A 21,622-nucleotide genomic window follows, 5' to 3' on the forward strand; every position below is an offset into this window, starting at 1 on the left:
ACACGATGGTACACTTTCTGCTTTCCGCCCCACTGTGAAACTCAGGGCGTATTTTTATGATTCCATTGAATGGAATACACGCATTTGCATAAGAAATTGGATAGTCATTAAGTAGGGGTTCACATGCAGGGCACCAGAATTCATCTTATAGTTGGTGGGCTGCTATTGGCTGCAGCCAGTAGCAGCGTGCAGGCTGAAGCACTACAACCCGATCCTGCCTGGCAGCAGGGGGCGCTGGCCAACGGGTTTTCATGGCAAATTCTCGATACGCCGCAGCGGCCAAGCGACCGCGTGGAACTGCGGCTGATCGTCAATACCGGCTCTCTGGTGGAGTCTTCGCAACAGACCGGCTTCGCCCAGCTGTTGCCGCGGCTGGCGTTGACGCGCAGTGAAAGCTTTACCGCGCCGCAGCTGCGCGCCCTGTGGCAGCAGAGCGTGGATAACGAGCGGCCGCTGCCGCCGGCTATCATCTCGTATGATTTCACCATGTATAATCTCAGCCTGCCGAATAACCGGCCTGACCTGCTGAAAGAAGCGCTGGCCTGGCTGGCGGACACCACCGGCAAACTGGCGATCGACGAACATACGGTGCACGCGGTGATGAACTCCACCATCAATCCGGTCGGCACGTTCCCGCCCAATACCCAAGACGTCTGGTGGCGTTACCGCCTGAAAGGCTCGACGCTGCTGGCGCACGATCCGGCGCAGCCGGCGAAACGGCCGGTCAACCTCGAACAGCTTAAGAAATTCTATCAACAGTGGTATACCCCGGATGCCATGACGCTGTTCGTTGTCGGCAAGGTCGACAGCCGCAGCCTGGGCGAGCAGATCAACAAGGCGTTCTCGCCGCTGCAGGGCAAACGTGAAACCCCGGCCCCGATGCCGACTCTGACGCCGCTGCCGCAACAGCCGGTGAGCCTGATCAGCGAGCAGGTGAAACAGGATACGCTGTCGATCATGTGGGATTCGCCGTGGCATCCGATTCGCGATTCGCAGAGCCTGCTGCGTTACTGGCGTGGCGATCTCGCCCGCGAGGCGCTGTTCTGGCATCTTCAGCAGACGCTGGAAAAAAGCGACCAGAAGAGCCTGCATCTGGGCTTTGACTGCCGCGTGCAGTACCAACGCGGGCAGTGCGCCATCCATCTGGATACGCCGAACAACAACCTGAACGGCAGCCTGGGCTTTATCGCCCGCGAGCTGGCCAACGTGCGTGACAACGGCCTGTCGAAAGAAGAATTCGATGCGCTGCTGGCGCAGAAAAACGATCAGCTGAGCAAGCTGTTCGCGACCTACGCCCGCACCGACACCGATGTGCTGATGAGCCAGCGCCTGCGTTCGCAGCAGAGCGGGGTGGTGGATATCGCGCCGGAACTGTATCAGAAGCTGCGCCAGGAGTTCCTGTCCAGCCTGACGCTGGAGACGCTGAATCAGGCGCTGAAGCTGCAGCTTTCTCAGGAGGCGACGCTGGTGCTGATGCAGCCGAAGGGCGAGCCGGAAATGAGCATGAAGCAGCTGCAGGAAACCTATGACGGCATCATGATGCCGGCGCCGGCGGTGGTGACGGAGGAAGCCAAACCGGCCGACGCCGCGGTGGCTGCACCGGCGACGGACGCCGGCGCGCAGTAATGCCCAGCAGGGGGCTCAGGCCCCCTCAGTTGCGGTACAGCACCTTGATGATGTGGTAACCGAACTGGGTTTTGACCGGGCCGTAAGGTTTGAGCAGCGGAATGCTGAACACCGCTTTATCGAACGCCGGCACCATCGCGCCCTTGTTGAATTCGCCCAGCGAGCCGCCGTTGCGTTTTGACGGGCAGCTCGAGTATTTGCGCGCCAGCGTGTCGAAGCTGACGCCGCGCTTCAGCTTGGCCAGCAGCTCGTTGGCCAGCTTTTCATTGTCTACCAGAATGTGCAGGGCGCACGCCGTTTTTGCCATGGTATTGCCTTTGTCGATGCGAAAATTGCGCTGATTATACCCGCTAAATCTCATCGGCGCTTTCTGCTACAATTCCCTTCCACGTTTTACAGCCGAGCAAGCCAGCACCATGCGATTAAACCCCAGCCAACAACAAGCCGTCGAATTCGTTACCGGGCCCTGCCTGGTGTTGGCCGGTGCCGGTTCCGGCAAGACGCGCGTTATCACCAACAAGATAGCCCACCTGATCCACCATTGCGGTTATCAGGCGCGGCACATCGCCGCCGTGACCTTTACCAACAAGGCCGCGCGCGAGATGAAAGAGCGCGTGTCGCAAACTCTGGGGCGCAAAGAGGCGCGCGGGCTGATGATTTCCACTTTCCATACCCTGGGGCTGGAGATCATCAAGCGGGAATACGTGGCGTTGGGGATGAAGTCCAACTTCTCGCTGTTCGACGATCAGGATCAGCTGGCGCTGTTGAAAGAGCTGACCGAAAAGTGGCTGGAAAGCGATAAAACGCTGGTGGCGCAGCTGATTTCGACCATCTCCAACTGGAAAAACGACCTGATCGATCCCCAGCGGGCGGCGGCGCTGGCGCGCTCGGAGCGCGACAAGCTGTTCGCCCACTGCTACGGCCTGTACCACGCCCATATGCGGGCGTGCAATGTGCTGGACTTCGACGACCTGATCCTGTTGCCGACGCTGCTGCTGCAACGCAACGAAGAGGTGCGCGAACGCTGGCAGCAGCGCATCCGCTACCTGCTGGTGGATGAGTACCAGGATACCAACACCAGCCAGTACGAGCTGGTTAAGCTGCTGGTGGGCAACCGCGCGCGCTTTACCGTGGTGGGTGACGACGACCAGTCGATCTACTCCTGGCGCGGCGCGCGGCCGCAGAACCTGGTGCTGCTGAAGGAAGATTTCCCGGCGCTGCAGGTGATCAAGTTGGAGCAAAACTACCGTTCCAGCGAGCGCATTCTGAAGGCGGCCAACATTCTGATCGCCAATAACCCGCACGTGTTTGAAAAACGGCTGTTTTCCGAGCTGGGGTATGGCGAAGAGCTGAAGGTGGTGACCGCCAACAACGAGGATCACGAAGCCGAGCGGGTGGTGGGGGAGTTGATCGCCCACCACTTCGTGAAAAAGACCAACTACGGCGACTATGCGATCCTGTACCGCGGCAACCACCAGTCGCGGGTGTTTGAAAAGATGCTGATGCAGAACCGCATCCCGTACAAGATTTCCGGCGGCACCTCATTCTTCTCGCGCCCAGAGATCAAGGATCTGCTGGCCTACCTGCGCGTGCTGACCAACCCGGAAGACGACAGCGCCTTCCTGCGCATCGTCAATACCCCCAAGCGCGAGATCGGCCCGGCGACGCTGCAGAAGCTCGGCGAATGGGCCAACCAGCGCAACAAGAGTTTATTCCACGCCAGTTTCGATCTGGGGCTGAGCCAGCACTTGACCGGACGCGGGCTGGAATCGTTGCAGCGTTTCACCCACTGGCTGGGCGGCATCGCCCAGCAGGCGGAACGTGAGCCGGTGGCGGCGGTGCGCGATCTGATCCGCGGCGTGGATTATGAGAGCTGGCTGTTTGAAACCTCGACCAGCCCGAAGGCCGCCGAAATGCGAATGAAGAACGTCAATACGCTGTTCGGCTGGATGACGGAGATGCTGGAAGGCAGCGATCTGGACGAGCCGATGACGCTGACCCAGGTGGTGACGCGCTTCACCCTGCGCGACATGATGGAACGCGGTGAAAGCGAAGAAGAGCTGGATCAGGTACAGCTGATGACGCTGCACGCCTCCAAGGGGCTGGAGTTCCCTTATGTGTTCCTGGTGGGCATGGAAGAGGGCCTGCTGCCGCACCAGAGCAGCATCGATGAAGACAATGTCGATGAAGAGCGGCGTCTGGCCTATGTGGGGATCACCCGCGCGCAAAAAGAGCTGATCTTCACCCTGTGCCGCGAGCGCCGTCAGTACGGCGAGCTGGTGCGGCCGGAGCCGAGCCGCTTCCTGCTGGAGCTGCCGCAGGACGATTTGGCATGGGAAACCGAGCGCAAAGTGGTGAGCCCGCAGGAGCGGATGCAGAAAGGGCAGAGCCATCTGGCCAATATCCGCGCCCAGCTGGCCAAGGCCAAAGGCGGGAATTAAAAAGACAGGGCTAGATGACTGACAAAGGAGGAAAAAGCGTGGTTTTTCCTCCTTTGTGGTTATCAGTCGAAAATCAATGAATTGATTTTCCTTATTTTTTATATGCTGTCTTCTGTAAACCTGGCAATGTCATCAGGTTTGCCATTAACCTCAGGCGTGAATCGCGCCCTGGTCATTTCAACGCTGTTCCTCCAACCGCAGCGTCCAGTGGACGTAGCTCTGCCAGTGGCTTTCCTGCTCCAGCGCCTCGGCGCGCAGCGGATGCTGTTCCAGCCAACCCGGCGGCAAGATCACCGTCAGTTCATCGTCCTGATTGGCGCGCAACCGCACCGCCGGCAGCGTGTCATCGCGGCGGCGGCTGGCGAAGATGATCGCCAGGCGCAAAATGCGGCACAGACGCTGCGCAGTGCGCGGCGGCAGGGCGTTTTGCTGGTTCAACAGCGACAGGTCGAGGGGGTTGCTCTGGTTTTGCAGCAGGGTGGCCAGCAGTTTTTTCTGCGCCGGGGTAAAGCCGGGTAAGTCCAGATGGCGGATCAGGTAGGCGGCGTGTTGCGGCGCCTGCTTGAAATCGACGCTGAGGCCGAGTTCGTGGATCAGACTGGCGCTGTGCAACAGCTCGCGACATCGCGCATCCAGCTGCCACTCGTTGGCGACCTGCTGCGAGAAGTTGGCGGCGAGTTGGCTGACGCGTTCGGCCTGCTCGGTGTCGATCAGGTAGCGGCGCTGCAGGTTGCGGATGGTGCGGATGCGAATATCCTGCTCCACCGGCAGATGCAGCATGCCGTAAACCAGGCCTTCACGCAGCGCCCCGCCGGCCAGCATCATGCTTTCGATGTCCAGTTCCTGGAAGATGGCCAACAGAATGGACAGGCCGCTCGGGAACACCAGCGCGCGCTCCAGCGTCAACCCTTCGATCTCCAGCTCTTCCAGCTTGCCGCACTGAATGGCGCGCTGTTTCAGCTGGCGCAGCTTGGGCAGGGTGATACGCTCATCCATGCCTTGCGCCACCATGATCTCCTGCAGCGCCTGTACGGTGCCGGAAGCGCCGACGCAGATCTGCCAACCTTGCTGGCGCAGCTGTGGTGCGATCGGCCGCACCATTTCGCGCGCGGCCTGTTCGGCGCGCTCGAAGTTTTCTTGCCCGAGGTTGCGATCGCTGAAGTAGCGCTCCAGCCAGGTGACGCAGCCCATCGACAGGCTATACAGCTGCGATGCCTGTGCGCCGGTGCCGGTGACCAGTTCGGTGCTGCCGCCGCCGATGTCGACGACCAGCCGCCGATCCGGCCCGCCGGTGGTGTGCGCGACACCGTGATAAATCAGCCGTGCTTCTTCTTCGCCGCTGATCACCTGTACCGGGCAGCCGAGGATTTGCTCGGCGGCCTGCAGGAACTCATCGGCGTTGGACGCCAAGCGCAGCGTGGCGGTGGCGACGACGCGGATCTGCTCGCGCGGAATGTCCTGCAGGCGTTCGGAGAACAGCCGCAGGCACTGCCAGCCGCGTTGCATGGCCTCATGCGACAGGTGATTGTTCTGATCCAGCCCGGCCGCCAGGCGCACCTTGCGCTTGATCCGCGCCAGGGTCTGAATGCTGCCGGCCACCTCGCGCACCACCAACATGTGGAAGCTGTTGGAGCCGAGATCGATGGCAGCATAAAGCGTGCTGGAGCTGAGCATGGCGATCAGCTCGAGCGTTTACGGTTGTTGCGCGGCGCGCCGCCGCGACGAGGCGCGGAGTTGCGACGTGGGCCGTTGCCGCCGCGCGGGCGCGACAGGCGTTTCGGCGCCGGCAGATCGGTCAGCAGCGCATCGCTATTGTACTTGCTTACCGGAATGCTGTGGTCGATATAGGTCTCGATCGCCGGCAGGTTGAGCGCGTACTCTTCACACGCCAGGCTGATGGAGTGGCCGCTGGCGCCTGCGCGGCCGGTACGGCCGATGCGGTGCACGTAGTCTTCGCAATCGTCAGGCAGATCGTAGTTGAAGACGTGGGTGACGGCAGGAATGTGCAGACCGCGCGCGGCGACGTCGGTGGCGACCAGGATGTCGAGGTTGCCCTTGGTGAAGTCGTCAAGGATGCGCAGGCGTTTTTTCTGCGCCACGTCACCGGTCAGCAGGCCCACGCGGTGACCGTCGGCGGCCAGATGGCCCCAGATGTCTTCGCAGCGGTGCTTGGTGTTGGCGAAAATGATGGCGCGATCCGGCCACTCTTCTTCGATCAGCGTCTGCAGCAGACGCATTTTTTCTTCGTTGGACGGGTAGAACAGCTCTTCTTTAATGCGGTGGCCGGTTTTCTGTTCCGGTTCCACTTCAACATATTCGGCGTTGTTCATCTGCTCGAAGGCCAGCTCGCGTACGCGATAGGACAGGGTGGCGGAGAACAGCATGTTCAGGCGTTGATCGGCCGCAGGCATGCGGCGGAACAGCCAACGGATGTCTTTGATAAAGCCGAGATCGTACATGCGATCGGCTTCATCCAGCACGACAACCTGCATCGCGCCGAGATCGACATAGTTCTGCTTGGTGTAATCGATTAAACGGCCGGTGGTGCCAATCAGAATGTCCACGCCGCTTTCCAGCACTTTCAGCTGTTTGTCGTAGCCGTCGCCGCCGTAGGCCAGGCCCAGTTTCAGGCCGGTGCTCTGGGAGAGCGCTTCTGCGTCGGAGTGGATTTGCACCGCCAGTTCACGCGTAGGCGCCATGATCAAGGCGCGCGGCTGATTGGTCTGGCGATCCTGTTTCGCCGGGTGAGTCAGCAAATAGTGAAAAGTAGACGCCAAAAACGCCAGCGTCTTTCCGGTACCGGTTTGCGCCTGACCTGCAACGTCACGCCCGGAGAGCGTGAGCGGCAATGCTAACGCCTGGATGGGCGTGCAATTGTGAAACCCTTTTTTCTCAAGGGCTTCAAGGACTAACGGGTGCAGGGCGAAGTCGGAAAACTTCTGTTCAGTCAAGTGTGTTTTGCTCATAGTGTGGTAGAATATCAGCTAACTATTGCTTTACGAAAGCACATCCGTTGAAATAAACGCGGTGCAATAAAATCACCTTGAGTTGGTTAATGCTACACCAACAAGGTAGACATAATCCTGTGGAGTAGAACATGAGCGATAAAATTATTCACCTGACTGACAGCAGCTTCGACGCTGACGTGCTGAAAGCGGAAGGGCCGATCCTGGTCGATTTCTGGGCTGAATGGTGTGGGCCGTGCAAGATGATTGCTCCGATTCTGGATGAGATTGCCGAAGAGTTCGAAGGCAAACTGACCATCACCAAGCTGAATATCGATCAGAACCCGGCTACCGCGCCCAAGTACGGTATCCGTGGCATCCCTACGCTGTTGCTGTTCAAGAACGGTGAAGTGGCCGCGACCAAGGTTGGCGCGTTGTCCAAAGGTCAGCTCAAAGATTTCCTGAACGCGAATCTGTAATCGGGCGGGAAGCCCAGTATCAGGCGCCTGGCGGTGATGTTCAATTCACCGCTAGACGCCTGCCAAGAAGCGTGTTAAGTTTAACCACACTGCATATAGAACTTGCCCGAAGTTTTAAATCTAAAGAGTTTGAATCTAAAGCTATACTCTGTGTCGAATCACTGGCGTTGAAAGTAAACTGAACTCAGCCCGTGTTTTGGCAATCAAACGGTTTTGCAAAAATCATTTTTAAGGTACCTTCGATCTTCAACCGTCAATGCGTGCGCCCGATGTAAGCCATTTCTTACCGCGACGGCTCTGCGCCCGGTGATCGAACGTCCAGTAAACAGGCACGCATCTCGCTGCCATACCATTCACGATACAAGTTCGAGACATACCCCGAGTTTAAGAACCCACCACTATGAATCTTACCGAATTAAAGAATACGCCGGTTTCTGAGCTGATTACTCTCGGCGAAAATATGGGGCTGGAAAACCTTGCCCGCATGCGCAAGCAGGACATTATCTTCTCCATTCTGAAGCAACATGCGAAAAGCGGAGAAGATATCTTCGGCGACGGCGTGCTCGAGATATTGCAGGATGGATTCGGTTTCCTCCGCTCTGGAGACAGTTCCTACCTCGCCGGTCCCGACGACATCTACGTATCCCCTAGCCAAATCCGCCGCTTCAACCTCCGCACAGGTGACACCATTTCCGGTAAGATTCGCCCGCCAAAAGAAGGCGAGCGCTATTTTGCCCTGTTGAAAGTCAACGAAGTCAACTACGACAAGCCGGAAAACGCCCGCAGCAAGATCCTGTTCGAGAACCTGACGCCGCTGCACGCCAATTCCCGTCTGCGGATGGAGCGCGGCAATGGTTCGACCGAAGACCTGACGGCGCGCGTACTGGATCTGGCGGCACCGATTGGCCGTGGCCAGCGCGGCCTGATCGTGGCGCCGCCGAAAGCCGGTAAAACCATGCTGCTGCAGAACATTGCGCAGAGCATCGCCTACAATCACCCAGACTGCGTGCTGATGGTGCTGCTGATCGACGAACGTCCGGAAGAAGTGACCGAGATGCAGCGTCTGGTGAAAGGCGAAGTGATCGCATCGACCTTCGACGAACCGGCTTCGCGCCACGTGCAAGTGGCCGAAATGGTGATCGAGAAGGCCAAGCGTCTGGTTGAGCACAAGAAAGACGTGATCATTCTGCTCGACTCCATCACCCGTCTGGCGCGTGCCTACAACACCGTGGTACCGGCTTCCGGCAAGGTGCTGACCGGTGGTGTGGACGCCAACGCCCTGCATCGTCCGAAGCGTTTCTTCGGTGCGGCGCGTAACGTGGAAGAGGGCGGCAGCCTGACCATCATCGCGACCGCGCTGGTCGATACCGGTTCGAAGATGGACGAAGTGATCTACGAAGAATTCAAAGGTACCGGCAACATGGAATTGCACCTGGCGCGTAAAATCGCCGAGAAGCGCGTATTCCCTGCGATCGATTACAACCGCTCCGGTACCCGTAAAGAAGAGCTGCTCACCACTTCCGAAGAGCTGCAAAAAATGTGGATCCTGCGCAAAATCATTCACCCGATGGGTGAGATTGACGCGATGGAGTTCCTCATTAATAAGTTGGCGATGACTAAAACCAACGATGAATTCTTCGATATGATGAAACGCTCATAATTCGTTAAAAAATTCGCTGAACGCCACGCCTAGTCGTGGCGTTTTTCGCTTTTGGCGGATACGATAAGTAGCAGTAATGGAAAAGTAAGTTGTTTCCTCGACTTATTGAGAATTCATCTTGTTTGTCGGTCGGCTCGGTGCCGGTCGGCTTTGCTGCTGTCGTTTTGTCAGCCGATGCGAAGAAAATAGGCATGAATCACCGTTGTCATAGGAAATGACCGAAAGGTGGCGGGGGTCGATGGCACAAGCTATTGCCCGTGGTAAGCTGCCTTATCTTCTACAGAGATCTGTTAACTGTGAACTTACTCACTATGAGTACTGAAATTCTATTTGTTTTCCTGTTTTCTTTGGCTTTTCTCTTTGTTGCCCGCAAGGCGGCAAAACGTATTGGTCTGGTAGATAAACCCAATTATCGCAAACGCCATCAGGGGCTGATTCCACTGGTCGGCGGTATTTCCGTTTATGCCGGATTGTGCTTCGCGTTTTGGATTTCCGAACAACCTATCGCGCACGCCAAGCTTTATCTGACCTGCGCCGGCATTCTGGTGTTTGTGGGCGCGCTCGACGATCGTTTCGACATCAGCGTTAAAATCCGCGCCCTGGTGCAGGCGTTGGTCGGCATCGCCATGATGGTGTTCGCCGGTCTGTATCTGCGCAGCTTCGGCCATGTACTGGGCGACTGGGAGATGTTGCTGGGGCCGTTCGGCTATCTGGTGACGCTGTTTGCGGTATGGGCGGCGATCAACGCCTTCAACATGGTCGACGGCATTGATGGCCTGCTGGGTGGGCTGTCGTGCGTCTCCTTCGGCGCGCTGGGTCTGTTGCTGTACCTGAGCGGCCACCATGAGATGGCGTTCTGGTGCTTTGCGATGATCGCCACCATCGTTCCCTATATTTTGCTCAACCTCGGCATTCTCGGCCGCCGTTATAAGGTGTTCATGGGGGACGCCGGCAGTACCCTGATCGGCTTTACCGCCATTTGGCTGCTGCTGCAAAGCTCGCAGGGCAAGGCACACTCGATTAATCCGGTGACCGCACTGTGGATCATCGCTATTCCGCTGATGGACATGATAGCAATCATGTATCGTCGTTTACGCAAGGGGATGAGCCCCTTCTCTCCCGATCGTCAACATATTCACCACCTGATCATGCGAGCCGGCTTTACGCCGCGGCAGGCTTTTGTGTTGATTACCCTGGCGGCCGCATTGCTGGCGGCGGTTGGCGTGATCGGCGAACGCCTGACTTTTATCCCAGAGTGGGTTATGTTGGCATTATTCTTGCTTGCTTTCTTCCTGTACGGTTACTGCATCAAGCGCGCCTGGCGGGTTGCGCGGTACATTAAGCGTATCAAGCGTCGCCTGCGGCGTTCGGGCGATAACAAGCAAGTATCTTAACCAGAGGCTTTTTGGCTGTGATGAATCCAGAAACAACGTCTGACAAGCATACCCCGGCGGTGGATAACGAACTCGATATCCGCGGCCTGTGCTGCACCCTGTGGCGCGGCAAACCGTGGATTATCGGCATTGCGGTGCTGTTCGCGGCGGTCGCGCTGATCGTCTCTTATCTGGTTAAGCAAGAATGGAGCGCGACCGCAATCACTGACAAACCCACGGTGAATGCGCTGGGCGGTTACTACTCCCAGCAGCAGTTCCTGCGCAATCTGGATGTGCGCACGCTGCCGGCGACGGCCGGCGATCAGCCGAGCATCGCGGACGAAGCCTACAATGAGTTCATCATGCAGCTGGCGGCTTACGATACGCGTCGCGATTTCTGGCTGCAGAGCGATTACTACAAGCAACGTCAGGAAGGGGATGCCCGCGCGGATGCGGCGCTGCTCGACGAGCTGATCAACAACATCCTGTTCACGCCGCGCGACGACAAGAAAGTGCCGAACGACGGCGTGAGGCTGACGGCGGAAACTGCCGCGGACGCCAACCGCCTGCTGCGTCAATACGTGGCCTTCGCCAGCCACCGCGCTGCCCTGCACCTGAACGAAGAGATCCAGGGGGCGTGGGCCGCTCGCACTACCTCAATGAAGGCGCAGGTCAAGCGGCAGGAAGCGGTGGCGGAGTCGGTTTACAAGCGCGAGCTGAACACCACGCAGCAGGCGCTGAAAATCGCCGAAAGCCAGGGGATCAGCCGCGCGCAGACCGACACCCCGGCCGAGCAACTGCCGGATTCGGATCTGTTCCTGCTGGGCCGGCCAATGCTGCAGGCGCGTCTGGAAGGTCTGCAGGCCTCCGGCCCGACCTATGACCTGGATTACGATCAGAACCGTGCGATGCTGGCGACGCTGAACGTTGGCCCGACGTTGGATGAGAAGTTCCAGACCTATCGTTATTTGCGCACGCCGGAAGAGCCGGTAAAACGCGACAGCCCGCGCCGGGTATTCTGGCTGATTCTGTGGGGCGCGATGGGCGCTTTGGTTGGCGCGGGCGTTGCCTTGGCGCGTCGGCCGCGTAGTTAAAAAATAATATAATAATCTGATGCAGGGCGCGTGAGCGCCCGATTCGCAGGCGGGGCCTGCGATTAACCGACCAAAAGAGAGTCGCTGTGAAAGTGTTGACTGTTTTCGGCACCAGACCTGAAGCCATCAAAATGGCGCCGCTGGTACATGCACTGGCCCAGGATGAGGCTTTTGACGCAAGAGTCTGCGTAACGGCGCAGCATCGTGAGATGTTGGATCAGGTATTGCGGTTGTTTGAGATCACGCCGAATTACGACCTGAACATCATGAAACCCGGCCAGGGGCTAACGGAAATCACCTGCCGCATCCTGGAAGGGCTGAAAGGGGTGCTGGAAGACTTCAAACCGGACGTGGTGCTGGTGCATGGCGATACCACCACCACGCTGGCGACCAGCCTGGCGGCGTTCTATCAACGCATCCCCGTCGGGCATGTCGAGGCCGGGCTGCGTACCGGCAATCTGTATTCTCCCTGGCCGGAAGAGGCCAACCGCAAACTGACCGGCCACCTGGCGATGTACCATTTCGCGCCAACCGAGAACTCGCGCCAAAATCTGTTGCGCGAGCTGCTGCCGGACAACCGTATTTTCGTGACCGGCAATACGGTGATCGACGCGCTGTTCTGGGTGCGTGACCGCGTGATGAGCGATGCCGCGCTGCGGGCTGGCCTGGCACAGCGTTATCCGTTCCTCGACGCCGACAAGAAACTGATCCTGGTCACCGGTCATCGCCGCGAAAGCTTTGGCGGCGGCTTTGAGCGGATTTGCAGCGCGCTGGCGGAGATCGCCCGCAATCACCCGGAAGTGCAGGTGGTGTATCCGGTGCATCTCAATCCGAACGTCAGTGAGCCGGTGAATCGCATTTTGAAAGGCATCGACAACGTCATGCTGATCGAGCCGCAGGATTATCTGCCGTTTGTCTATTTGATGACCCAGGCTTACATGATCCTGACCGATTCCGGTGGCATTCAGGAAGAGGCGCCATCGTTAGGTAAACCGGTGCTGGTGATGCGCGACACCACCGAACGCCCGGAAGCGATAGATGCGGGCACGGTGCGGCTGGTCGGCACCGATGTGGCCAAAATTGTTGAAGCGGTGACCCGGCTGTTGACGGACGAAAGCGAATATCACGCGATGAGTCGGGCGCATAACCCATACGGTGACGGACATGCCTGTCAGCGTATCCTCGAAGCTTTAAAGAATCATCAGGTGACACTATGAGTTTTGACACTATTTCGGTTATCGGCCTGGGTTATATCGGCTTGCCAACGGCGGCGGCGTTCGCTTCCCGCAAGAAAAAAGTGGTGGGTGTAGATGTTAACCAACATGCGGTAGATACCATTAACCGCGGCGCGATCCACATCGTCGAACCGGATCTGGACAAAGTGGTCAAGGACGCCGTCGACGGCGGTTTCCTGCGGGCGGTGACCAAACCGCTGGCGGCCGATGCGTTCCTGATCGCGGTGCCTACGCCGTTCAAGGGCGATCACGAGCCGGATCTGGCCTATGTCGAAGCGGCGGCGAAATCGCTGGCGCCGGTGCTGAAAAAAGGCGATCTGGTGATCCTGGAGTCCACCTCGCCGGTGGGGGCCACCGAACAAATGGCGGACTGGCTGGCGCAGGCGCGCAGCGATCTCAGCTTCCCGCAGCAAGCGGGCGAAGCGGCGGACGTGAATATCGCCTACTGCCCGGAGCGCGTGTTGCCGGGGCAGGTGATGGTGGAGCTGATTCAAAACGACCGTGTGATCGGCGGCATGACGCCGAAGTGCTCGGAACGTGCCAGCGCGCTGTACAAGATTTTCCTCGAGGGCGAATGCGTGATCACCAACTCGCGCACCGCCGAGATGTGCAAGCTGACGGAAAACAGCTTCCGCGACGTGAATATCGCCTTTGCCAACGAACTGTCGTTGATCTGCGCTGAGCAGGGGATCAACGTCTGGGAACTGATCCGCCTGGCGAACCGCCATCCGCGGGTGAATATTCTGCAGCCGGGGCCGGGCGTCGGCGGTCACTGCATTGCCGTCGATCCGTGGTTTATCGTGGCGCAGAATCCGCAGCAGGCGCGCCTGATCCACACCGCACGCCTGGTGAACGACGGCAAACCGCTGTGGGTGGTCGACCGGGTGAAAGCGGCGGTGGCCGATTGTCTGGCCGCCACCGACAAGCGCGCGTCCGAGGTGAAAATTGCCTGCTTCGGCCTGGCCTTCAAACCGAATATCGATGATTTGCGTGAAAGTCCGGCGGTAGAAGTGGCGCATCTGATCGCCGAATGGCACGTCGGCGAAACGCTGGCGGTGGAACCGAACGTCGAACAGTTGCCGAAGTCGCTGGCTGGCCATGTGACGTTGACGCCAATCGCGGAAGCGTTGCAGCAGGCCGATGTGATCGTGATGTTGGTCGATCACCAGCAGTTCAAGGCCATCCGGCCGGAAGATGTAAAACAAACATGGGTTGTTGATACCAAAGGAGTATGGCGTTGAAACGTATTTTAGTGACCGGTGGTGCCGGTTTCATTGGCTCCGCAGTCGTGCGGCACATCATCGAGGCCACCGGCGATAGCGTGGTGGTGGTGGATAAGCTGACCTATGCCGGTAACCTCGAGTCGCTGGCGGTGGTGGCCGAGAGCGAGCGCTATGCTTTCGAGCAGGTCGACATCTGCGATCGTGCCGAACTGGATCGGGTATTTGCCCAGTATCAGCCGGACGTGGTGATGCACCTGGCGGCGGAAAGCCACGTCGATCGCTCTATCGACGGCCCGGCGGCCTTTATCGAGACCAACGTGGTGGGCACTTACACCATGCTGGAAGCGGCGCGCCATTACTGGCAGCCGTTGGCAGCGGAGAAGAAGCAGGCTTTCCGTTTCCATCATATCTCCACCGACGAAGTGTACGGCGACCTGCACGGCACCGACGATCTGTTCACCGAAACCACGCCGTATGCGCCGAGCAGTCCGTATTCCGCCTCCAAGGCGTCGAGCGATCATCTGGTGTGCGCCTGGTTGCGCACCTACGGTTTGCCGACCCTCGTGACCAACTGCTCGAACAACTACGGCCCTTATCACTTCCCGGAGAAGCTGATCCCGTTGGTGATCCTGAATGCGGTGGCCGGCAAACCGCTGCCGGTATACGGCAACGGCGCACAGGTGCGCGACTGGCTGTATGTCGAGGATCACGCGCGCGCGCTCTATCAGGTCGTGACCGAAGGCGTGGTAGGCGAAACTTACAATATCGGCGGCCATAACGAGCGCAAGAATATCGAAGTGGTGCAGACCATTTGCGATCTGCTGGAAGAACTGGCGCCGAACAAGCCGCAGGGCGTGGCGAACTACCGCGATCTGATCACTTACGTGAAGGATCGCCCGGGCCACGATATGCGTTACGCCATCGACGCCAGCAAAATCGATCGTGAGCTGGGCTGGCGGCCGCAGGAAACGTTCGAAAGCGGTATTCGCAAGACGGTAGCCTGGTATTTGGCTAACGAAACCTGGTGGCGCCGGGTGCAAGACGGCTCTTATGCCGGCGAGCGTTTGGGGTTGTCAGATTAATTTAACGCCGCGCGCGCTTTGCGGCGGCGCGGCGGGTTTTGGAGTACGTATGAAAGGTATTATTCTGGCCGGCGGTTCCGGTACGCGTCTGCATCCGATTACTCGCGGCGTGTCAAAGCAACTGCTGCCGATTTATGACAAGCCGATGATCTATTACCCGATGTCGGTGCTGATGCTGGCGGGGATCCGCGACATTTTGATCATCTCAACCCCGGAAGATCTGCCGTCCTTCGAACGTTTACTGGGTAACGGCGAACAGTTCGGCGTCAATCTCAGCTACGCTGCGCAGCCTAAGCCGGAAGGTTTGGCGCAGGCGTTTCTGATCGGCGAGGAGTTTATCAACGGCGATTCTTGCTGCCTGGTGTTGGGAGATAATATCTTCTTCGGCCAATCTTTCAGCCCGAAATTAAAAACCGTCGCGGCTCGCACCGAAGGTGCCACCGTGTTCGGTTATCAGGTCATGGATCCTGAGCGCTTTGGCGTCGTGGAGTTTGACGACAACTTCCGTGCGCTGTCGATCGAAGAAAAACCGAAGAAACCGAAATCCGATTGGGCGGTGACCGGCCTGTACTTCTACGATAGCCAGGTGGTGGAGTTTGCCAAGCAGGTGAAACCTTCCGAGCGCGGCGAGTTGGAAATCACCAGCATCAACCAGATGTATCTGGAGCGCGGTGAACTGACCGTCGAGCTGTTGGGGCGTGGTTTCGCCTGGTTGGACACCGGGACTCACGACAGCCTGCTGGAAGCCAGCAGCTTTGTGCAGACGGTAGAAAAACGCCAGGGCTTTAAAATCGCCTGTCTGGAAGAAATTGCCTGGCGTAACGGTTGGCTGGATGATAAGGAACTGAAACGCGCCGCCACTTCATTGTCCAAAACGGGCTACGGCAAGTATTTGCTGGATCTGCTGCATGCGCGTCCACGCCACTATTGAGCCTTTGTCATGGGAAAGCGAGTTTTTCGCGCTCGACAGCGCGAAACTCGGTTTTTCCTCCTCGGCTCCGGCGCTTGCCGAGGCCGATCTGGCGGCTTATAACCTGGTGCAGGCCAAAATTCCCGCGCAGCACCTCGCGTTGGCGGACGGCCTGGCTGATTTGGGATTTCGCCTGGTTGAGGGCGAAGTCGATCTGGTTCTGGCTCTTGAGAGTGATCTAGCGGTTGAACCGGGTTCCGCCGCCCAGATCTCCCGTCTGGCAACCGAGGCCGATATCCCGGCATTGCGCACCGCGGCGGCTCAGGCGTTCACCGTCAGCCGCTTTCGCGCACCCTGGTATCAACCTGATGACAGCGGCCGGTTTTATGCTTTGTGGATCGAAAAGGCCGTTCTGGGCACCTTTGATCATCAATGCTTGCTGGTGCTGGATAGCCAGGGGCAACCCGAAGGCTTTGTCAGCCTGCGTGACATTGGCGGCCAGGAAATGCGCATCGGCCTGTTGGCGGCGTTCCCCGGCGCATCCGGCCGGGGCGTGGGCGCCAGGCTGATGACGGCGGCGATCGCCGAATGTCGGCAGCAGGGGATGCAGCGCCTGCGGGTTGCGACCCAGGTGGGCAATATCGCCGCATTACGACTCTATCAACGACAGGGTGCCGTGATTGAAAGCACCGCGTACTGGCTATACAGAGGTAGACATGATTCCATTTAACGCTCCACCGGTTGTTGGCACTGAACTGGAATATATGCAGGCTGCCATGGGCAGCGGCAAATTGTGCGGCGATGGCGGTTTCACCCGTCGCTGCCAGCAGTGGATGGAACAGCGTTTCGGCAGCGCGAAAGTGTTGTTGACGCCTTCCTGCACCGCGTCGTTGGAAATGGCCGCCATTCTGCTGGATATCCAGCCGGGTGACGAAGTGATCATGCCAAGCTTTACCTTCGTTTCCACCGCCAACGCCTTTGTGCTGCGCGGCGCCAAAGTGGTGTTCGTCGACCTGCGTCCAGACACCATGAACATCGACGAAACCAAAATCGAAGCGGCGATCACCGATAAAACCCGCGCGATTGTGCCGGTGCACTATGCCGGCGTGGCCTGCGAGATGGATACCATCATGGCGCTGGCGAAGAAATATAACCTGTTCGTGGTGGAAGACGCCGCGCAGGGCGTGATGTCGACCTACAAAGGCAAGGCATTGGGCACCATTGGCCATATCGGCTGCTTCAGCTTCCATGAAACCAAAAACTACACCGCCGGCGGCGAAGGCGGCGCGACGCTGGTGAACGATCCGGCCCTGATCGATCGGGCGGAAGTCATCCGCGAAAAAGGCACCAACCGCAGCCAGTTCTTCCGTGGCCAGGTCGACAAATATACCTGGCGCGACATCGGTTCCAGCTATCTGATGTCCGACCTGCAGGCCGCCTACCTGTGGGGCCAGCTGGAAGTGGCGGAGCGCATCAACCAGCGCCGTTTGGCTCTGTGGCAGAATTACTACGACAGCTTCCTGCCGTTGGCCCGGTCAGGCCGCATCGAACTGCCGGTAATCCCGGCCGACTGCGTGCATAACGCGCACATGTTCTATATCAAGTTGCGCGATATCGAAGAGCGCACGGCCTTTATCGACTACCTGAAGGAAGCCGAAATCATGGCGGTGTTCCACTATATCCCGCTGCATGATTGCCCGGCCGGCGAACGCTTTGGCCGCTTTGCCGGCGAAGATCGTTACACCACGCAGGAAAGCGCGCGCCTGGTGCGCTTGCCGCTGTTCTACAATATGTCTGATGTCAATCAGCGTACGGTAATCAATACCATCCTGAGTTTCTTTGCCTGATATGTCGTTGGCAAAAGCATCGATATGGACCGCCGGCTCCACGCTGATCAAAATCGGCGTGGGGCTGTTGGTGGTGAAACTGCTGGCGGTGGCGTTTGGCCCCAGCGGGGTGGGGCAGGCGGGTAACTTCCGCCAGTTGATTACCGTGCTGGGCGTGCTGTCCGGCGCGGGCATTTTTAACGGTATCACCAAATACGTGGCGGAGTACCACCAGGATCCGCAGCGTCTGCGTCTGGCGGTGGGCACCGCGTCGAGCATCGTGCTGGGCTTTTCGACCTTGCTGGCGCTGGTGTTTCTGTTCGCCGCCGAACCGATCAGCATCGGGCTGTTCGGGCATGCCGATTACGTCGATGTGGTGCGCGCCGTCGCTTTCATTCAGATGGGCATCGCCTACGCCAACCTGTTTATGGCGGTGCTGAAAGGCTATCGCGACGCGATGGGCAATGCGCTGGCGGTGATCGGCGGCAGCCTGATCGGCGTGGTGGCTTATTACCTGTGCTTCAAGCTGGGCGGTTATGAAGGCGCGATGGTGGGGTTGGCACTGGTGCCGGCGTTGGTGGTGCTGCCGGCCGGGCTGATGCTGTGGCGGCGCAAAACGCTGCCGTTGCGCTACCTGGCGCCGCGCTGGGACAAACTCGTGGCCGGCAACCTCGGCAAGTTCACCGTCATGGCGCTGATCACTTCGGTGACGCTGCCGGTGGCCTATGTGATGATGCGTAACCTGTTGGCCGCGCATTACGGTTGGGATGAAGTGGGGATCTGGCAGGGCGTCAGCAGCATTTCCGATGCCTATCTGCAGTTCATCACCGCCTCGTTTACCGTCTATCTGCTGCCGACGCTGTCGCGGCTGACGGACAAGGGCGCCATCTCGCGGGAGATCGTGCGCTCGCTGAAATTCGTGCTGCCGGCGGTAGCGGCGGCGAGCTTTACGGTGTGGCTGCTGCGTGATTTCGCCATCTGGCTGCTGTTCTCGGACAAATTCGTCGCCATGCGCGATCTGTTTGCCTGGCAGCTGGTGGGCGACGTGCTGAAAGTCGGGGCTTATGTGTTCGGCTATCTGGTGATCGCCAAAGCGTCGCTGCGCTTCTATATCCTGACGGAAGTCAGCCAGTTTCTGCTGCTGACGCTGTTCTCGCACTGGCTGATCCCGCTGCACGGCGCGCTGGGGGCGGCTCAGGCCTATATGGCAACCTACATCGTGTATTTCGCGCTCTGTAGCTGCGTATTTCTTATCTATCGTAGACGAGTATGACCACACTGATTCACGTTCTGGGATCCGATATCCCGCATCATAACCAGACGGTGCTGCGCTTCTTCAACGACGTGCTGGCGCCGCGTTTGCCGGCTGAGCAGACGCGGCATTTTATGGTGGCGGCCAAGGATGTGGCGGCACTGGGAGATTTCCCCGCCCTGAACATTGCGCCCTACGCAGACAAGAAAAGCCTGGCGGCGGCGGTCATTGCGCGCGCTCAGGCCGATCGCGATGCGCGCTTCTTCCTGCACGGCCAGTTCAATCCGGGGCTGTGGCTGGCGCTGCTGAGCGGCAAGATCAAGGCGCGTCAGGTCAGTTGGCATATTTGGGGCGCCGATCTGTATGAAGACGCCACCAGCTGGAAATTCCGGCTGTTCTATTTGCTGCGCCGCATTGCGCAGGGGCGGGTGGGGAACGTGTTTGCTACCCGCGGCGACGTGATCCACTACCAGCAGCGCCATGCGCGGGTGCCGGCCTCGCTGCTGTACTTCCCGACCCGCATGGATCCGGCGCTGACCGACGTTCACGTCGAGAAAAACCTGGCCGGGCCGATGACGATTCTGGTGGGTAACTCCGGCGATCGCAGCAATCGGCATATCGAAGCGCTGCAGGCGATTCATCAGCAGTTCGGCGCCGACGTGCGCGTGATCCTGCCGATGGGCTATCCGGCCAATAACGACGCCTACATCGAGCAGGTGCGCGCCGCCGGGTTGCCGCTGTTCGGCGAGAAAAACCTGCAGCTGCTCACGCAGCAGGTGGCGTTTGAGGACTACCTCAATATTCTGCGCGCCTGCGATCTCGGCTATTTCATTTTCAATCGCCAGCAGGGGATTGGCACCCTGTGCCTGCTGATTCAGTTCGGCGTGCCTTTCGTGCTCAGCCGGCAAAACCCGTTCTGGCAGGATTTGGCGGAACAGCATCTGCCGGTGCTGTTCTACGGCGATTCGCTGGACGAGGCGGTGGTGCGTGAAGCGCAGCGTCAGCTGGCGGCGGTGGATAAACAGGCGATCGCCTTCTTCAATCCGAACTATGTCGACGGTTGGCAGCAAGCCCTGGCGTTGGCGGCGGGAGAGCACTCATGACGTTGGCGCAATTCGGCGGCCTGTTCGTCGTCTATCTGGTCAGCCTGACGTTTATCCTGACGCTGACCTATCAGGAGTTTCGGCGCGTGCGCTTTAACTTCAACGTCTTCTTCTCGCTGCTGTATTTGCTGACGTTTTATTTCGGTTTTCCTTTGACCTGCCTGCTGGTGTTCCAGTTTGACGTCGAGGTGGTGCCGGTGGAGTTTCTGCTGTACGCCCTGCTGTCGGCGACGGCGTTTTACGCCATCTATTACGTTACCTACAAGACTCGGCTGCGCAAGCTCCGCACACAGCCGCGCGCTGCGCTGTTTACCATGAACCGGGTGGAAACCCATATGACCTGGGTGCTGCTGGCGCTGGTGGCGATCGGTACCGTTGGGATCTTCTTCATGCAGAACGGCTTCCTGCTGTTCAAGCTCAATTCCTACAGCCAGATTTTCTCCAGCGACGTGTCCGGTGTGGCGCTCAAGCGGTTCTTTTACTTCTTCATTCCGGCGATGCTGGTGGTCTATTTCCTGCGGCAGGATCTGCGCGCCTGGTTCTTGTTCCTGGTGGCGACGGTGGCGTTCGGCATTCTGACCTACGTGATCGTCGGCGGCACCCGCGCCAACATCATCATCGCCTTCGCGCTGTTCCTGTTTATCGGCATCGTGCGCGGCTGGATCACGCTGTGGATGCTGGCGGCGGCGGGCATATTCGGCGTGGTCGGTATGTTCTGGCTGGCGTTGAAGCGCTACAGCCTGGACGTCAGCGGCGCGGAGGCGTTTTATACTTTCCTCTACCTGACCCGCGATACCTTCTCGCCGTGGGAAAACCTGGCGCTGCTGTTGCAAAATTACGACAAGATCGATTTCCAGGGCCTGGCGCCGATCTTGCGTGATTTCTACGTCTTTATCCCTACCTGGCTCTGGCCCGGCCGGCCGGACGTGGTGCTGAACTCGGCCAACTACTTCACCTGGGAAGTGCTGAACAACCACTCCGGGCTGGCGATTTCGCCGACGCTGATCGGTTCGCTGGTGGTGATGGGCGGCGCGCTGTTTATCCCGCTTGGCGCGATTCTGGTGGGCATGATCATCAAGTGGTTCGACTGGCTGTATGAGCTGGGCAAAACCGAGCCGAACCGCTATAAGGCGGCCATTCTGCAGGGGTTCTGCTTCGGCGCGGTGTTCAACATGATCGTGTTGGCGCGGGAAGGGGTGGATTCATTCGTGTCGCGCGTGGTGTTCTTCTGCATTATTTTCGGCGCCTGTCTGGTGCTGGCGAAGTTGCTGTATTGGCTGTTCGATACCGCCGGGCTGATCAAGGCCAGAGTGACGCGCACCCGCGCGCTGGCGTCGCCGCCTCGGGCTAACGGTCTTTTGTAAGGGTAATGA

18 protein-coding genes are annotated in these 21,622 nt (G+C 58.9%); 15 read left to right on the plus strand and 3 right to left on the minus strand.

Annotated features, from left to right (window positions below):
* Positions 1-123: 123 nt before the first annotated feature.
* A complete protein-coding gene (locus REA38_RS17600) occupies positions 124-1,626 on the plus strand; it encodes a pitrilysin family protein (protein ID WP_033636624.1) in 1,503 nt (500 codons plus the stop codon).
* A 25-nt stretch (positions 1,627-1,651) separates the two neighbouring features.
* On the opposite strand, the gene ppiC is transcribed toward REA38_RS17600, so the two are convergent.
* The gene (gene ppiC, locus REA38_RS17605) at positions 1,652-1,933 is read right to left on the minus strand and encodes a peptidylprolyl isomerase PpiC (protein WP_004934175.1); all 282 of its coding nucleotides are present in this window, start codon (positions 1,931-1,933) and stop codon (positions 1,652-1,654) included.
* A 109-nt stretch (positions 1,934-2,042) separates the two neighbouring features.
* Between ppiC and rep the strand changes: the two genes are divergently transcribed.
* Entirely contained in the window at positions 2,043-4,067 is a 2,025-nt protein-coding gene (rep, locus tag REA38_RS17610; protein WP_033654001.1) for a DNA helicase Rep, read from the plus strand.
* A 177-nt stretch (positions 4,068-4,244) separates the two neighbouring features.
* On the opposite strand, the gene ppx is transcribed toward rep, so the two are convergent.
* Positions 4,245-5,741, minus strand: a complete 1,497-nt coding sequence (gene ppx / locus REA38_RS17615; RefSeq protein WP_308886340.1) for an exopolyphosphatase — start codon at positions 5,739-5,741, stop codon at positions 4,245-4,247.
* 5 nt (positions 5,742-5,746) lie between these two features.
* Positions 5,747-7,033, minus strand: coding sequence for an ATP-dependent RNA helicase RhlB (rhlB, locus tag REA38_RS17620; RefSeq protein ID WP_004934183.1), 1,287 nt, complete (start codon positions 7,031-7,033; stop codon positions 5,747-5,749).
* 131 nt (positions 7,034-7,164) lie between these two features.
* Between rhlB and trxA the strand changes: the two genes are divergently transcribed.
* The 13 genes from trxA (at position 7,165) to wzyE (ending at position 21,613) form a co-directional block, all read left to right on the plus strand.
* Positions 7,165-7,491 carry a thioredoxin TrxA gene (gene trxA / locus REA38_RS17625; RefSeq protein WP_033636629.1) on the plus strand — a complete coding sequence of 109 codons (327 nt, stop codon included), beginning with the start codon at positions 7,165-7,167 and terminating at the stop codon, positions 7,489-7,491.
* Positions 7,492-7,891: 400 nt separating this feature from the next.
* The gene (gene rho / locus REA38_RS17630) at positions 7,892-9,151 is read left to right on the plus strand and encodes a transcription termination factor Rho (protein ID WP_004934188.1); all 1,260 of its coding nucleotides are present in this window, start codon (positions 7,892-7,894) and stop codon (positions 9,149-9,151) included.
* 296 nt (positions 9,152-9,447) lie between these two features.
* On the plus strand, positions 9,448-10,545 hold the full coding sequence (wecA, locus tag REA38_RS17635; protein ID WP_103772982.1) for a UDP-N-acetylglucosamine--undecaprenyl-phosphate N-acetylglucosaminephosphotransferase: 1,098 nt from the start codon (positions 9,448-9,450) through the stop codon (positions 10,543-10,545).
* Between the two features lie 20 nt (positions 10,546-10,565).
* The gene (wzzE, locus tag REA38_RS17640) at positions 10,566-11,618 is read left to right on the plus strand and encodes an ECA polysaccharide chain length modulation protein (RefSeq protein ID WP_308886341.1); all 1,053 of its coding nucleotides are present in this window, start codon (positions 10,566-10,568) and stop codon (positions 11,616-11,618) included.
* 86 nt (positions 11,619-11,704) lie between these two features.
* Complete coding sequence (wecB, locus tag REA38_RS17645; RefSeq protein WP_041037227.1) at positions 11,705-12,835, plus strand: non-hydrolyzing UDP-N-acetylglucosamine 2-epimerase; 1,131 nt, start codon at positions 11,705-11,707, stop codon at positions 12,833-12,835.
* Entirely contained in the window at positions 12,832-14,094 is a 1,263-nt protein-coding gene (gene wecC, locus REA38_RS17650) for a UDP-N-acetyl-D-mannosamine dehydrogenase (RefSeq protein WP_049195650.1), read from the plus strand. Before wecB ends, wecC begins: the two co-directional genes overlap by 4 nt.
* Complete coding sequence (gene rffG, locus REA38_RS17655; protein ID WP_308886342.1) at positions 14,085-15,158, plus strand: dTDP-glucose 4,6-dehydratase; 1,074 nt, start codon at positions 14,085-14,087, stop codon at positions 15,156-15,158. The genes wecC and rffG overlap by 10 nt, the downstream gene beginning before the upstream one ends.
* Positions 15,159-15,207: 49 nt before the next feature.
* Positions 15,208-16,089 (plus strand): glucose-1-phosphate thymidylyltransferase RfbA, encoded by an 882-nt coding sequence (gene rfbA / locus REA38_RS17660; protein WP_047569833.1) that lies wholly within the window; start codon positions 15,208-15,210, stop codon positions 16,087-16,089.
* Positions 16,067-16,798 (plus strand): dTDP-4-amino-4,6-dideoxy-D-galactose acyltransferase, encoded by a 732-nt coding sequence (rffC, locus tag REA38_RS17665; RefSeq protein ID WP_033636639.1) that lies wholly within the window; start codon positions 16,067-16,069, stop codon positions 16,796-16,798. The genes rfbA and rffC overlap by 23 nt, the downstream gene beginning before the upstream one ends.
* Entirely contained in the window at positions 16,785-17,915 is a 1,131-nt protein-coding gene (rffA, locus tag REA38_RS17670) for a dTDP-4-amino-4,6-dideoxygalactose transaminase (RefSeq protein WP_033654008.1), read from the plus strand. The genes rffC and rffA overlap by 14 nt, the downstream gene beginning before the upstream one ends.
* Position 17,916: 1 nt before the next feature.
* The gene (gene wzxE, locus REA38_RS17675) at positions 17,917-19,167 is read left to right on the plus strand and encodes a lipid III flippase WzxE (RefSeq protein WP_308886343.1); all 1,251 of its coding nucleotides are present in this window, start codon (positions 17,917-17,919) and stop codon (positions 19,165-19,167) included.
* Positions 19,164-20,249, plus strand: coding sequence for a TDP-N-acetylfucosamine:lipid II N-acetylfucosaminyltransferase (locus tag REA38_RS17680; RefSeq protein WP_033636643.1), 1,086 nt, complete (start codon positions 19,164-19,166; stop codon positions 20,247-20,249). Before wzxE ends, REA38_RS17680 begins: the two co-directional genes overlap by 4 nt.
* Positions 20,246-21,613, plus strand: coding sequence for an ECA oligosaccharide polymerase (gene wzyE / locus REA38_RS17685; protein WP_308886344.1), 1,368 nt, complete (start codon positions 20,246-20,248; stop codon positions 21,611-21,613). Before REA38_RS17680 ends, wzyE begins: the two co-directional genes overlap by 4 nt.
* Positions 21,614-21,622 lie beyond the last annotated feature (9 nt).

Source organism: Serratia sp. MF1(2023) (genome assembly GCF_030954545.1).
Classification (GTDB): Bacteria; Pseudomonadota; Gammaproteobacteria; order Enterobacterales; family Enterobacteriaceae; genus Serratia; species Serratia sarumanii.

What these genes read in the sequence shown, in the direction of transcription:
- wzzE (WP_308886341.1), top strand. Translation starts at nt 10,566, where the DNA reads ATGAATCCAGAAACAACGTCTGACAAGCATACCCCGGCGGTGGATAAC.
- wzyE (WP_308886344.1), top strand. Translation starts at nt 20,246, where the DNA reads ATGACGTTGGCGCAATTCGGCGGCCTGTTCGTCGTCTATCTGGTCAGC.
- wecC (WP_049195650.1), top strand. Translation starts at nt 12,832, where the DNA reads ATGAGTTTTGACACTATTTCGGTTATCGGCCTGGGTTATATCGGCTTG.
- rhlB (WP_004934183.1), bottom strand. Translation starts at nt 7,033, where the DNA reads ATGAGCAAAACACACTTGACTGAACAGAAGTTTTCCGACTTCGCCCTG.
- rfbA (WP_047569833.1), top strand. Translation starts at nt 15,208, where the DNA reads ATGAAAGGTATTATTCTGGCCGGCGGTTCCGGTACGCGTCTGCATCCG.
- wzxE (WP_308886343.1), top strand. Translation starts at nt 17,917, where the DNA reads ATGTCGTTGGCAAAAGCATCGATATGGACCGCCGGCTCCACGCTGATC.
- ppiC (WP_004934175.1), bottom strand. Translation starts at nt 1,933, where the DNA reads ATGGCAAAAACGGCGTGCGCCCTGCACATTCTGGTAGACAATGAAAAG.
- rho (WP_004934188.1), top strand. Translation starts at nt 7,892, where the DNA reads ATGAATCTTACCGAATTAAAGAATACGCCGGTTTCTGAGCTGATTACT.
- trxA (WP_033636629.1), top strand. Translation starts at nt 7,165, where the DNA reads ATGAGCGATAAAATTATTCACCTGACTGACAGCAGCTTCGACGCTGAC.
- rffA (WP_033654008.1), top strand. Translation starts at nt 16,785, where the DNA reads ATGATTCCATTTAACGCTCCACCGGTTGTTGGCACTGAACTGGAATAT.
- REA38_RS17680 (WP_033636643.1), top strand. Translation starts at nt 19,164, where the DNA reads ATGACCACACTGATTCACGTTCTGGGATCCGATATCCCGCATCATAAC.
- REA38_RS17600 (WP_033636624.1), top strand. Translation starts at nt 124, where the DNA reads ATGCAGGGCACCAGAATTCATCTTATAGTTGGTGGGCTGCTATTGGCT.
- ppx (WP_308886340.1), bottom strand. Translation starts at nt 5,741, where the DNA reads ATGCTCAGCTCCAGCACGCTTTATGCTGCCATCGATCTCGGCTCCAAC.
- rffG (WP_308886342.1), top strand. Translation starts at nt 14,085, where the DNA reads ATGGCGTTGAAACGTATTTTAGTGACCGGTGGTGCCGGTTTCATTGGC.
- rffC (WP_033636639.1), top strand. Translation starts at nt 16,067, where the DNA reads ATGCGCGTCCACGCCACTATTGAGCCTTTGTCATGGGAAAGCGAGTTT.
- rep (WP_033654001.1), top strand. Translation starts at nt 2,043, where the DNA reads ATGCGATTAAACCCCAGCCAACAACAAGCCGTCGAATTCGTTACCGGG.